General features: G+C 69.7%; 11 protein-coding genes and 2 tRNA genes. 5 read left to right on the top strand and 8 right to left on the bottom strand.

Features of this window, described 5'->3' with window-relative positions; all coding sequences use genetic code 11:
- Window position 1 precedes the first annotated feature (1 nt).
- The 3 genes from AB0K05_RS21420 to AB0K05_RS21410 all read right to left on the bottom strand — a co-directional run bounded on the left by AB0K05_RS21420 (window position 2) and on the right by AB0K05_RS21410 (window position 850).
- Window positions 2-77: transfer RNA gene (locus AB0K05_RS21420), tRNA-Glu, on the bottom strand.
- A 78-nt stretch (window positions 78-155) separates the two neighbouring features.
- Window positions 156-737, bottom strand: a complete 582-nt coding sequence (locus AB0K05_RS21415; protein ID WP_271277439.1) for a hypothetical protein — start codon at window positions 735-737, stop codon at window positions 156-158.
- A gap of 41 nt (window positions 738-778) precedes the next feature.
- A tRNA-Gln gene (locus AB0K05_RS21410) sits at window positions 779-850 on the bottom strand.
- A 143-nt stretch (window positions 851-993) separates the two neighbouring features.
- Between AB0K05_RS21410 and AB0K05_RS21405 the strand changes: the two genes are divergently transcribed.
- Window positions 994-2,961 (top strand): M3 family metallopeptidase, encoded by a 1,968-nt coding sequence (locus AB0K05_RS21405; protein ID WP_364231052.1) that lies wholly within the window; start codon window positions 994-996, stop codon window positions 2,959-2,961.
- A 4-nt stretch (window positions 2,962-2,965) separates the two neighbouring features.
- On the opposite strand, the gene AB0K05_RS21400 is transcribed toward AB0K05_RS21405, so the two are convergent.
- Both AB0K05_RS21400 and AB0K05_RS21395 read right to left on the bottom strand, forming a co-directional pair.
- On the bottom strand, window positions 2,966-3,781 hold the full coding sequence (locus AB0K05_RS21400; RefSeq protein WP_364231049.1) for an NAD(P)H-binding protein: 816 nt from the start codon (window positions 3,779-3,781) through the stop codon (window positions 2,966-2,968).
- Window positions 3,782-3,840: 59 nt separating this feature from the next.
- Entirely contained in the window at window positions 3,841-5,472 is a 1,632-nt protein-coding gene (locus AB0K05_RS21395; protein ID WP_364231046.1) for a heparinase II/III family protein, read from the bottom strand.
- 129 nt (window positions 5,473-5,601) lie between these two features.
- On the opposite strand from AB0K05_RS21395, the gene AB0K05_RS21390 reads away from it, so the two are divergent.
- Window positions 5,602-6,201, top strand: a complete 600-nt coding sequence (locus tag AB0K05_RS21390) for an HD domain-containing protein (RefSeq protein ID WP_148029498.1) — start codon at window positions 5,602-5,604, stop codon at window positions 6,199-6,201.
- 10 nt (window positions 6,202-6,211) lie between these two features.
- Here the strand turns inward: AB0K05_RS21390 and AB0K05_RS21385 are convergent, their stop codons facing one another.
- Window positions 6,212-6,574 (bottom strand): antibiotic biosynthesis monooxygenase, encoded by a 363-nt coding sequence (locus AB0K05_RS21385; RefSeq protein ID WP_271277435.1) that lies wholly within the window; start codon window positions 6,572-6,574, stop codon window positions 6,212-6,214.
- Between the two features lie 124 nt (window positions 6,575-6,698).
- Between AB0K05_RS21385 and AB0K05_RS21380 the strand changes: the two genes are divergently transcribed.
- Both AB0K05_RS21380 and gltX read left to right on the top strand, forming a co-directional pair.
- Window positions 6,699-7,475: a fumarylacetoacetate hydrolase family protein gene (locus AB0K05_RS21380; RefSeq protein WP_219552330.1), complete on the top strand. Its 777-nt coding sequence runs from the start codon at window positions 6,699-6,701 to the stop codon at window positions 7,473-7,475.
- Window positions 7,468-8,841: a glutamate--tRNA ligase gene (gene gltX / locus AB0K05_RS21375; protein WP_271277434.1), complete on the top strand. Its 1,374-nt coding sequence runs from the start codon at window positions 7,468-7,470 to the stop codon at window positions 8,839-8,841. Before AB0K05_RS21380 ends, gltX begins: the two co-directional genes overlap by 8 nt.
- Before the next feature lie 84 nt (window positions 8,842-8,925).
- Here the strand turns inward: gltX and cimA are convergent, their stop codons facing one another.
- Complete coding sequence (gene cimA / locus AB0K05_RS21370; RefSeq protein WP_271277433.1) at window positions 8,926-10,500, bottom strand: citramalate synthase; 1,575 nt, start codon at window positions 10,498-10,500, stop codon at window positions 8,926-8,928.
- Between the two features lie 192 nt (window positions 10,501-10,692).
- Window positions 10,693-11,340 (bottom strand): thioredoxin domain-containing protein, encoded by a 648-nt coding sequence (locus AB0K05_RS21365; protein ID WP_148029493.1) that lies wholly within the window; start codon window positions 11,338-11,340, stop codon window positions 10,693-10,695.
- A 90-nt stretch (window positions 11,341-11,430) separates the two neighbouring features.
- On the opposite strand from AB0K05_RS21365, the gene AB0K05_RS21360 reads away from it, so the two are divergent.
- Window positions 11,431-12,087 carry an O-methyltransferase gene (locus AB0K05_RS21360; RefSeq protein WP_271277432.1) on the top strand — a complete coding sequence of 219 codons (657 nt, stop codon included), beginning with the start codon at window positions 11,431-11,433 and terminating at the stop codon, window positions 12,085-12,087.
- Window positions 12,088-12,148: the final 61 nt, after the last annotated feature.

The raw sequence follows: 12,148 nt of genomic DNA, 5'->3' as shown, positions 1-12,148 counted from the left end.
GTGGTAGTCCCGACCGGATTCGAACCGGCGCTACCGCCTTGAGAGGGCGGCGTCCTGGGCCACTAGACGACGGGACCCTGTCCGCAAGCGGTGTGCCGGGGACCTCCCCGGCAACGGACGTAACTCTACCGCACCCCGAGGAGCACTCCAAACCACTATGAGGCCAGCAGATCGGGCCTGTGGTGGCGCACCCACTCCCCCATCCGCCCGTTCTCCCAGGCCGGGTCCACGACTCCCAGGGGGATGCCGAGCCACTGCAGGCCGGTGTCCGGGTCGACCGGCACCCGGGCCAGATGGGCGCGCATCCAGCCGGGGACGCGTAGCGGCACCTCGCGCTCGCCCCAGCCGACCAGGCCGACGCTCCGCATGGCCCCGGCGCGCACCTGGACGCCCCCGGGCCGGCCGACGCGGCGCGGGCTGGCCATGCGGCTCTCGACCACGTCGACGCGCTCGATGCCGGCCCACGGCAGCCGGAGCAGGAAGCCGTACGTGTCGGCCATCTCGACGCCTTCGGCGGAGAAGCGGACGACGGTGCCGCGGACCATGCGGCGGTATCTGGACACCAGCACGCCGGTGAGCGCGGCGGTGGCGATGATCCCGATGAGCAGGCCCAGGCCCCCGTCGCCGGTGAGGATGCCGCCCAGAGCGGTGGTGACGGGGAGGAACAGCAGGAGCGGGAGCACGAAGGGGGCGACGAAGGCGCCGAAAGCCCGGTGCCGGATCCGAAACTCTTCCATAAAACAAGAAAACGGATGCCTTATCAGACATCCGTCACGTGCTGGGGTACCAGGACTCGAACCTAGACTAACTGAACCAGAATCAGTCGTGCTGCCAATTACACCATACCCCACCGCTCACGAGCTCCTTCGGAGCGCGCTCGGCGATGTCCGAAAGAATAGCCCAGCCGAGGGGGTAAGGCCAAAACGAATCCGCCACTCCCTTGGAGGCGTGCCAAGCTGAGGGGGACGAACCCCACGTGGAGGAGCCCCAGAGTTGGCCGAGAACCCGTTCTTCGCCCCGAGCAGCCTGCCCTACCGGCTGCCGCCCTTCGACGAGATCCGCGAGGAGCACTACCTGCCCGCGTTCGAGCGGGGGATGGCCGAGCACCTGGCCGAGGTGGAGGCGATCGCCGGCAGCGACGAGCCGCCCACGTTCGACAACACGATCGCCGCTCTGGAGCGCTCCGGCCGGATCCTCGACCGCACGGCCACGGTGTTCTTCAGCGTGGCCGCGTCCAACACCTCCGACACCCTCATGGAGATCGAGAAGCGCGTCTCCCCCGAGCTGACCCGCCACAGTGACGCGATCCGGCTCAACCGGGCGCTGTGGGCCCGCATCAAGCGGGTGACGACGGACGACCCCGAGCAGGCGTGGCTGCTGGAGAAGTACCGCGAGGACTTCATCAGGGCCGGCGCCGACCTGACCGAGCCCGAGCAGGAGCGGCTGCGCGGGCTCAACGAGGAGCTGTCCAGGCTGTCGACCGAGTTCTCGCAGAACCTGCTGAAGGCGTCGACCGAGTCGGCGCTGGTGGTCGACGACGCCGCGGAGCTCGACGGGCTGGACGAGGCCGCGATCAGGTCGCTGGAGAAGGACGGCCGCTACGTGCTGCCGCTGCTCAACATCACCAACCAGCCCGCCCTGGCCCAGCTCACCGACCGCGACGTGCGCAGGAGGCTGTTCGAGCTGAGCGTCGGCCGCGCGCCGGTCAACTTCGGGCTCGCCGTCCGCATGGCCACCCTGCGCGCCGAGCGCGCCGCGCTGCTCGGCTTCCCCGACCACGCCTCGTACGTGGTCGCCGACCAGACGGCCAAGACCGTGGCGGCGGTCGAGGAGATGCTGGGCCAGCTCGTCGGCCCGGCCGTGCGCAACGCCAAGGCGGAGGCCGAGGCGCTGGCCGGGCAGGCCGGGTTCCCGATCGAGCCGTGGGACTGGTCCTACTACGCGGAGAAGGTGCGGCGGGCCCGCTACGACTTCGACGCCGACGCCATGCGCCCCTACTTCGAGCTGGGCCGGGTCTTCCGCGACGGGGTGTTCGAGGCGGCGACGCGGCTCTACGGGGTGACGTTCACCGAGCGGCCCGACCTGTCGGGCTACCACGAGGACGTGCGGGTCTTCGAGGTGTTCGACGAGGACGGCTCCGCCCTCGGCCTGTTCCTGCTCGACCCGTACGCCAGACCGGGCAAGCGCGGCGGGGCGTGGATGAACAACCTGGTCGACCAGTCGTTCCTGTTCGGCGAGAAGCCGGTGGTGATGAACAACCTCAACATCACCAAGCCGACCGAGGGGCCGACGCTGCTGTCGTACGACGAGGTGAACACGGCCTTCCACGAGTTCGGGCACGCGCTGCACGGGCTGTTCAGCGCGGTGCGCTTCCCCCGGGTGTCCGGCACGAGCGTGCCGCGCGACTTCGTGGAGTATCCGTCGCAGGTCAACGAGATGTGGGTGACCTGGCCGGAGATCCTGGCCAGCTACGCCCGCCACCACGAGACCGGCGAGCCGATGCCGGCCGAGCTGGTGGAGAAGCTGAAGGCGGCGGAGAGGTTCAACCAGGGCTTCAGGACGGTCGAGTATCTCGCGGCCACGCTGCTCGACTGGGCCTGGCACAGGCTGGCGCCGGGCCAGGAGGTCACCGACGCCGAGGCGTTCGAGCAGGCGGCGCTGGAGGCCGCCGGGATCGCCTTCCCGCCCGTCCCGCCGCGCTACCGGACCAGCTACTTCATGCACATCTTCTCGGGCGGCTACAGCGCCGGCTACTACTCCTACATCTGGAGCGAGGTGCTGGACGCCGAGAGCGTGGAGTGGTTCAAGGAGAACGGCGGGCTCAAGCGGGCGAACGGCGACCACTTCCGGCGGGAGTTGCTGTCGCGGGGCGGCAGCGTCGACCCGCTGGCGTCCTTCCGCGCCTTCCGCGGCCGCGAGCCGGGCATCGGCCCGCTGCTGGAGCGGCGCGGCCTGATCTAGGGCCTCACAGGAACGCCTCGGCGTGCTCGGCCGCCCACTGCGCGAACGTGCGCGGCGGGCGGCCGGTGACCGCCTGGACGGTGTCGGTGACCTGGTAGACGCCGTCGGGCACGTCGAACGCCTCGACCTGGAAGGCGATCAGCTCCTCCGGCACGCCCCGCGCCCGGTAGCGTTCGCACATCTCCGCCACGCCGAGCTCCACGTACGCGATCTCGCGTCCGATGGCCTCGCCCAGGATGCGCACCTTGGCGGGCATGTCCAGCAGCTCCGGCCCGGTGAGCCCGTAGGAGTGGCCGGCGTGCCCGTCGCCGGTGAGCACGGTCGCGATCACCGCGCCGATGTCGGCCTCGTGGACCATCGCCGTCTTCGTGGCCCCGAACGGCTCCTCGACCACGCCTGCCGCCCGCACCGAATCGGCCCAGGCCATGGCGTTGACCATGAACTCGGTCGGCTGCACGTACGTCCAGTCGAGGTCGCTGCCGGTCACCGCGGCCTCCAGGGTGCCGGTGGACCACCCGCTGAGCAGGGTGACCTTGCGCACCCCGGCCTCGCGGACGAGCTCCACAACCTCCTTGCCGTGCGGCTGCGGCGCGTAGTCGGGCCCGCCGACGTCGATGAGGTGCACGCCGGTCACCCCGCGCAGCGCGGGGACGAGCGTCTCGGGGCGCGCGAGGTCGCCGCGGACGACCTGCACGCCCGCGGGCAGGCCGACCCCGGCGGGGTCGCGGGTGAGCGCCCGCACGGGCGCTCCCATCCTGAGCAGCTCGTCGACGACGTGCCGGCCGACGGACCCGGTGGCTCCGGTGATGAGGAAGGTCATGGGAGCGACCGTACGGATCAATGCGGAAGGTTCGGTTCCGCGATGCGCCGGCGGAGCGGTCAGAGCACCTTCGCCGGGAAGGTCACGCCGTTGACCTTGACCTTCCCGCCCGTGCAGGACACCTTCGGGTCGTCGGTGCCGGGCACCACGATCGTCAGCAGCTCCTTCGCCGCGGGCGAGACCACGACGTTGGTGCGCTGCTTGGACAGGTAGGTCGGCGACATCCAGCCGAGCCTGCCGCCCCGCTCCACCTTCTGCCCGCCCACCGGCCGGCAGGAGGAGAGCTGCACCAGCGTGACCTTGAACGAGCCGTCGCCGAGCACGACCCGGCCTCCCTTGTTCGAGATCAGCTTCAGCTCGTCGTCGAACCGCCACAGGTTGCGGATCTTCTTGCCGCCGGACGCCGTGTCGTGCACCGCCATCACGTCCTCGCCGTGGTTGACGAACACGGACCGGGTGCGGGTGACGCCGTAGGCCTGGTCGGACAGCCTGAACGACTGGCGGTCCTTGCCGTAGCTGGTCTTGACGAGCTTGCTGGCGGTGCGCGGCCGGAACCGCTGGCCCACCACGGTCGGCACGTTGTGCGCCTCGGGGGAGAGCGTCCAGTAGCGGTACGAGGTCTTCTCGTAGGAGTGGAAGCCGGCGTCGACGAGCACGTCGCGGCCCTGGGCGTAATAGGTGACGCCCAGGTGGTCCTCGTGGCCGTGGTACTTCATGCCGGGGCCGTACCTGATCGAGTAGTACGCCGAGTCGCGCTTGTCCCAGTCGGTGCGGCCGTAGGCGTAACCGGCCCGGTAGGTGCGGACCTTCTCCTTCGGCGTGCCCGTCTCCATCTTGGGCTCGGTCTCGGCGCTGCCGTCGCCGATGGGCACCATGAAGCCGTTCGGCTGGGTGGAATGGGCGATGAAGTCCTTCAGCGCCTCGGCCCGCTTGCCGATCTCGCCGGGCACCTTGCGGCCGCACGCGCGCATGTTCGTCATCGCGACCTGGAGTCGCCCGTACACGTAGACGGCGTAGCGGGGGGCCTGCTCCATCAGCGCGCCCTGGGAGTCGACGTCCAGCTTCACGGTGCCGGTCAGCCGCCTGGAGGCCAGGTCGGACCAGTCCTTGCGGTTGTAGCGGCAGCCGATGGCCATGAGCGCGATGTCCTGATCGATGCCGTGGTTGTGGCCCTTCTTGTAGAGCCGGGGGTTGGACAGCAGCCTGGCGTGGACGGTCAGGCTCTCCTTCAGCCAGCTCTCGTTCACGTGCCTGCTCAGGCAGACGAGCGGCTGGGTGCGCAGCGAGACCGGGTGGTCGGTCCACACGTAGGACTTGGTGCCCCGGGCGCCGTGCTTGTTGCGGGCCACCCAGTCCTTGGTGATCTCCTTGGCGCGGTCCAGGTAGCGCTTCTCGCCGGTGTTCTCGTACTCGACGACGAGGGTGCCCATCCAGCGCAGCGAGTGGTAGACGTACTCCCACGAGCGGTTCCGGTACGGGCTCGCGTTCCAGTCGATCTTCTTGCCCAGCTTGTAGGCGGGCAGGCCGACCAGGGAGATCTCGCCCTGCATCACGTCCGCGGCCGTCGGCGTGCCGGGCAACCAGTCACCCTGGCACTCGGCGGTGCGCTTGACGGGGGTGTCCGCCTGCGCCGGGCTCCCAGCAGCGCCGAGGACGAGCGTGAGAGCAAGAGGGATCGCGAGGCGGCGCACGCCGATTCCTTTCGGGCCAAAGAGGTGAGGGTGAAACATGCTGGCCGAATCCGGATAACAAGGTCAAGTCGGGTGCGCGATCGTTAGCCGCCCGATGCGCTCCCCATCCGGGTCGGCCATGCTGATCTCATGAGATATGACGACATCGTGCTTCCCGACACCCCCGTGTGCCACGCCGCCCGCGAGATCGCCGCCAAGTACCACACGCCTTCCCTGATGAACCACTCGATCAGGGCCTACCTGTTCGCCGCCGCCTACGGGCAGGCGAACGGCATCGCGTTCGACGCCGAACTCCTGTACGTGTCCGCGATGCTGCACGACATGGGCCTGACGCCGGAGTTCGACAGTCACGCGGTGCCGTTCGAGGAGGCGGGCGGCCATCTGGCCTGGGCGGTCACGGCGGGCGCCGGATGGCCCGAGGAGCGGCGGGTGCGCGCCGCCGAGGTGATCGTCCGCCACATGTGGGACGAGGTGCCGGTGGACAGCGACCCGGAGGGTCACCTGCTGGAGCTGTCGACCGGCATGGACATCTCAGGCCGACGCACCGACGACATCCCGCCGGGCGTGCGCGAGGAGGTGCTGCGCCGCCATCCGAGGCTGGACCTGGCCCAGGAGTTCGCCGGGTGCATCGCCGAGCAGGGGCGGCGCAAGCCGTCGAGCATCGCGGGGGCCTTCCTGCGCGGCGGCGTGCTCGACCGGATCGCCGCCAACCCGCTGGACCGCCTCTGAGACGCGGGCGTCAGGACGCCGGCGCCGCGTGCTGGATCACCTCGAACGTCCACACCTGGGAACCGGACGCGGCCGGGCCCTGCCCGTGCCCGTGTCCCTGTCCGTGGCCGTGTCCCTGGCCGCCGCGCTCGGCGGCGGCCTCGGCGTGGCCGCGCTGGAAGGCCTGGCTCTCCTGCCAGCGCTGGAAGTCCTCCTCGCTGCGCCAGCGGGTGTAGACGAGGTACTGGTCGGTGCCCTCGACCGGGCGGAGCAGCTCGAACCACTCGAACCCGTCGGCCGACTCCACCAGCCCGGCCCGGTTGGAGAAACGCTTCTCCAGCGTCTCGCGCATCTCGGCGGGGACGGTCAGCACATTGATCTTCACCACGGACACGGGAGCTCCTCCAAGACGTTCCGGTGCTTGCCCGACAAGCAAATCACGGCGGCGGCCCGCTCGCCGGGCGGGCCCCGCCGGTTAATCGTCCGGACCCCGCCGGTGTCGGCGATAGCCTTGTCAGGTGCGTATAGCGAGGTTCTCCGCAGGCGAAGGCGTGGCGTTCGGCGTGGTCGAGGGCGGCCCCGGTGAGGAGATGGTGTCCGCCGTCGCCGGTCATCCGTTCAACCAGGTCCAGTTCACCGGCGAGCGGTTCCCCCTGTCGCAGGTGAAGCTGCTCGCCCCGATGCTGCCGAGCAAGGTCGTGGCGATCGGCCGCAACTACGCCGAGCACGCCCGCGAGATGGGCAACGAGGTGCCCGACGAGCCGCTGATCTTCATCAAGCCGTCCACCTCCGTGATCGGCCACGGCGAGTCGATCGCCTACCCGACGTCGCTGTCCCACCGCGTCGACTACGAGGGCGAACTGGCCGTGGTGATCGGCAGGCTGTGCCGCGAGGTGCCGGTCGAGCGGGCCAAGGACGTCATCTTCGGCTACACGTGCGCCAACGACGTCACCGCCCGCGACCTGCAGAAGAAGGACGTGCAGTTCACCCGGGCCAAGGGCTTCGACACCTTCTGCCCGCTCGGCCCGTGGATCCAGACCGACCTCGACGCGTCCGACCTGGCGCTCACCACGTCGGTCAACGGCGACATCCGGCAGAGCGGCCGCACCAGCCAGCTCATCCATGACATCCCTGCGCTCGTCGCCTACGTCAGCGCCGTCATGACACTGATCCCCGGCGACGTCATCCTGACCGGCACGCCCGCGGGCGTGGGCCCGCTGGAGATAGACGACGAGGTCAGCGTCGGCATCGAAGGCATCGGCACTCTGACGAACAAGGTGGTTGCTCGTGACTGATCTACGGGTGCGCTTCGCCCCGTCCCCGACCGGCATGTTCCACGTGGGCGGCGCCCGCACGGCCCTGTACAACTGGGCGCTGGCCCAGCAGTCCGGCGGCCGGTTCGTGCTGCGCGTCGAAGACACCGACGCGTCGCGCAACCGGCCCGAGTGGACCGAGGGCATCATCTCCGCCCTCGACTGGATCGGCGTCAACGGCACCAACCCGGCGTTCGAGGGCCCCTACTTCCAGTCGGCGTTCGAGCCGCAGCACCGCGAGGCGGTGGCCAAGCTGCTGGCCGACGGCAAGGCCTACTACTGCGACTGCACCCGCGAGCGGCTCGTCGCCCGCACCGGCTCCGAGCACCGCGGCTACGACGGTCACTGCCGCGAGCGCGGGCTGACCGCGGGCGCCGTCCGCTTCCGCACCCCCGACGAGGGGGTGACCGTGGTCGCAGACCTGATCAGGGGCAACGTGGAGTTCCCCAACGAGGCGCAGGAAGACTTCGTCATCGCCCGCACCGACGGCTCGCCTCTTTACGTGCTGGCCAACGCGGTCGACGACATCACCCAGGGCATCACCCACGTGGTGCGCGGCGAGGAGCATCTCGGCAACGCCGCCAAGCAGGAGCTGCTGTGGCCGGCGCTGGGCGCCACCCCGCCGGTCTGGGCCCACCTGCCGGTGATCGTCAACGAGCAGCGCAAGAAGCTGTCCAAGCGCCGCGACAAGGTCGCGCTGGAGGACTACCGCGCCGAGGGCTACCTCGCCGAGGCCATGGTCAACTACCTCATGCTGCTCGGCTGGGGTCCGGGGGACGACCGCGAGATCATGCCGTGGTCGGAGATGGTGCCGCTGTTCCGGCTTGAGGACGTCAACTCCTCCAGCGCGTTCTTCGACGAGAAGAAGCTGCGTGCCTTCAACGGCGAGTACATCAGGGCGCTGCCGCTGGAGACGTTCGAGGAGCGCTGCCTGCCCTACCTGGAGCCGTCCTGGGACCGCGAGCTGTTCAGCAAGGTCGCCCCGCTGGCGCAGACCCGGGTCGGGGTGCTGTCGGAGATCCGGCAGAACGTCGACTTCCTGTTCCTGGAGGAGCCGGTGTTCGACCAGGCCTCCTGGGACAAGGCGATGAAGAACTCCCCCGAGGAGATCCTGAGCGGCTACCTCGACCGGCTCGACACCGTGAGCTGGGACCCGGAGTCGCTCAAGGAGGCGCTGGAGGAGGTCGGCGCCGCCAACGGCCTCAAGCTGGGCAAGGCGCAGGCCCCGGTGCGGGTGGCGGTCACCGGCCGGACGGTCGGTCTGCCGCTGTTCGAGTCGATCGAGGTGCTCGGCCGCGAGCGCGCCAAGGAACGCGTCCGCGCGGCGCTGGCGCGCCTGCGAGGCTGAGTGCTGGTGTAACCGCCGCGCTCTGGGGCTTCTCCTCGAGGGTTGGAGGGGCGCCGCGGGACGCCCCTCCAACGGTTCAGCCGCTCAGCACTCGTGTCCGGCGCGGAGCAGGCCGTACGTGACCGCCTGCTCCAGCGCCTGCCAGGAGGCGTCGATGATGTTCTGGCCGACGCCGACCGTGGACCACCCGGTGGTGTCGTCGCTGGAGGTGATGAGCACGCGGGTGATGGCGCCGGTGCCGTGGGTGCCTTCGAGGATGCGCACCTTGTAGTCGACCAGCTCCACCTTGGCCAGGTCGGGGTAGAGCTTCTCCAGCGCCAGCCGGACCGCCTTGTCGAGGGCGTTGACCGGGCCGTTGCCCTCGCCGGTGGCGACGATCCGCTCGCCCTTGGCGTGCAGCTTGACCGTGGCCTCGCTGACCAGCTCACCGCCCTTGGTGTGCTCGACGATGACGCGCCAGGACTCGACCTCGAAGTGGCGCCTGCGCTCGCCGTGGACGGTGTCGCGCAGCAGCAGCTCGAACGAGGCGTCGGCGGCCTCGAAGGTGAAGCCCTTGGACTCCAGGTCCTTGACCCGGTCGACCAGCTCCTTGGTGTTGCCGGGGGTGAGCTCGTAGCCCAGCTCGCGGCCCTTCAGCTCGACGGACGCGCGCCCCGCCATGTCGGAGACCAGCATGCGCATGTCGTTGCCGACCTCGGCGGGGTCGATGTGCTGGTAGAGGTTCGGGTCGACCTTGATGGCGCTGGCGTGCAGGCCGGCCTTGTGGGCGAACGCCGAGGCGCCGACGTACGGGGCGTGCGAGTTGGGGGTGACGTTGGTGACCTCGGTGATCGCGTGCGCGATGCGGGTCATGTCGGCCAGCGCCTGCGGCGGCACCAGCTCGAACCCGCGCTTGAGCTGCAGGTTGGCGACCACCGTGAACAGGTTGGCGTTGCCGGAGCGCTCGCCGTAGCCGTTGGCGCAGCCCTGCACGTGGGTGACGCCGGCCTTCACCGCGGCCAGCGTGTTGGCGACCGCGCAGCCGGTGTCGTCGTGGCAGTGGATGCCGACCCTGGCGCTGGTCTGGACGGCGCCGTGGACGATCTCGGCCAGTTCGTCGGGGAGCATGCCGCCGTTGGTGTCGCACAGGGCGATCACGTCCGCCCCGGCCTCGGCGGCGGTCCTGACGACCTCCAGCGCGTAGGCTGGGTTGGACTTGTAGCCGTCGAAGAAGTGCTCGGCGTCAAGGAAGACGCGCTGACCCTCCGCACGAAGGTGAGAGACCGTGTCGCGGATCATCGCGAGGTTCTCCTGGAGAGTCGTGCGGAGGGCCAGCTCCACGTGCCGGTCGTGACTCTTGGCGACAAGGGTCACGACCGGCGCGCCGGATTCGCGCAGAGCGGCGACCAGGGGGTCGTCGGCCGCCTTCACACCTGCCCGGCGGGTCGCGCCGAACGCGGCTAGCTGCGCGTGCCTCAGGTCGAGCTCTGTTCGAGCGCGCCTGAAGAACTCGGTGTCCTTGGGGTTGGCGCCGGGCCACCCTCCTTCGATGAAGCCGACGCCCAGCCCGTCCAGGTGGCGCGCGACAGCGAGCTTGTCGGCCACCGTGAGGTTGAGGCCTTCCTGCTGTGCGCCGTCACGCAGCGTCGTGTCATAGACGTGGAACCGGTCGTCGGCCATGGATTCTCTTTCTGAGAGTGGAGGAAAACAAAAAGACCCCTCACGGACGTGAGAGGTCTGCGCGCTGGCGGTGTCCCTGCGTTAGCCAGCGCGCCTGCCGATAATGAGCAGACCGTAGAACATGGTGCTCCCGAGTCTGCCATACGAATCCAGTGCCCGGGACATCGATCTCACAGTACGGACGAGATCTGGTCAGACGGTTACCCCGTCACCGCCCGTGATGGCCTTCTCCAGCGCGGCCGGGTCGAACGCCTCGTTGCCCATCACCCGGCCGTCGAGCACCAGGGTCGGCGTGCCCTCGACGCGGATGCCTGCGGTGTCGCGCAGGTGCGCCTCCGCGTACGCCTGGGAGTTGACGCACGACTCGGCGGAGGCGGCGCCGGCCTTGCGCGCGGCGGCCACCAGCTCCTCCACGGTGAACCCGGTGGCCACGCCGTGCGGCACCGGCTGCATCGCGTACAGCTCGTCCCGGAAGGCCAGCCAGCTCGACTCGGGGACGCACCGGGCGGCCGCGGCGGCCCTGATGGAGTTCGACCGCGACGGCTCGTCCCGGAAGATCGTGACGGGGTGGTAGACGACCTTGACCTTGCCCTCCCTGGCCAGGCGTTCGATCGTGTCGTCGACCCGGGAGTGCAGCTCTCTGCAGACGGGGCATTCGAAGTCCTCGTACAGGACCAGCACCGGCGCCTGCCCGCCGCGGTCGGCCAGCACCATGGACCCGTCGGCCTGCCGCATCAGCCGCACGCCGTCGGAGGACGGCCCCGACTGGACCAGCGTCACGAATCCCATCACGGCCAGCACCGCAACGGCGGCCACGATGGCCGCCACCCTCTTGTTCATCCCCGCCCGCTCTCGTCCGCCGATCGCCGCGACCCTATCGGAACTGGGAACATAGGTGTTATCCGGCCACACCAGGCCAGAATCACCCTCATGAAGGCATTTCTCCTCGACCAGGCCATGGCCCGGTACATCCTCGACCTCTCCACACCGCCCGACCCGCTGCTGGAGGAGCTGGCCGCGGAGACCGTCGCGGCCACCGGCGACCACGCGGGCATGCAGATCTCGGCCGACCAGGGCACGTTCCTGACGATGATCACCCAGCTCGTGGCGCCTGAGGTGGCCGTGGAGGTGGGCACGTTCACCGGGTACTCCTCGCTCTGCATCGCCCGCGGGCTGTCCGGCGGCACGCTGCACTGCTTCGACGTGAGCGAGGAGTGGACGGCCGTCGCCCGCCGGTACTGGGAGAAGGGCGGGGTCGCCGACCGGGTCACGCTCACGCTGGGGCCGGCGCTGGAGTCGCTGCGGGACTTCACCGAGCCGATCGACCTGGCGTTCCTGGACGCCGACAAACCGCGGTATCCCGCGTACTACGAACTGCTCGTCGGCAAGCTGCGGCCGGGCGGGCTGATCATGGTGGACAACACGCTGTGGTCGGGGCACGTGGCCGACCCCGGTAAAAATGACCCGGCTACGGTGAACATGCGCGAGTTCAACGCGCTGGTGCGCGAGGACCCCCGGGTGACCGTGGTCATCCTGCCGGTCGCGGACGGGCTGACCCTGATCCGCAAGCGGGTCACGCCGGCCTGAGGAAAATCCTGCCGGCCTCGTGTCCATCGGGCGGGGTCCCGTTCGTAGACATGGCACAAGC

Origin of the sequence: Nonomuraea sp. NPDC049486, from assembly GCF_040676925.1 — a bacterium.
GTDB lineage: Bacteria > Actinomycetota > Actinomycetes > Streptosporangiales > Streptosporangiaceae > Nonomuraea > Nonomuraea ferruginea.
The sequence above is the reverse complement of the archived record's forward strand: the minus strand, read 5'-3'. Positions and strand labels throughout refer to the sequence as shown.

Excerpts from the sequence above, each read along its gene's own strand:
- AB0K05_RS21415 (WP_271277439.1), bottom strand. The coding sequence starts at position 737 with ATGGAAGAGTTTCGGATCCGGCACCGGGCTTTCGGCGCCTTCGTCGCC.
- AB0K05_RS21400 (WP_364231049.1), bottom strand. The coding sequence starts at position 3,781 with ATGACCTTCCTCATCACCGGAGCCACCGGGTCCGTCGGCCGGCACGTC.
- AB0K05_RS21390 (WP_148029498.1), top strand. The coding sequence starts at position 5,602 with ATGAGATATGACGACATCGTGCTTCCCGACACCCCCGTGTGCCACGCC.
- cimA (WP_271277433.1), bottom strand. The coding sequence starts at position 10,500 with ATGGCCGACGACCGGTTCCACGTCTATGACACGACGCTGCGTGACGGC.
- AB0K05_RS21365 (WP_148029493.1), bottom strand. The coding sequence starts at position 11,340 with ATGAACAAGAGGGTGGCGGCCATCGTGGCCGCCGTTGCGGTGCTGGCC.
- AB0K05_RS21360 (WP_271277432.1), top strand. The coding sequence starts at position 11,431 with ATGAAGGCATTTCTCCTCGACCAGGCCATGGCCCGGTACATCCTCGAC.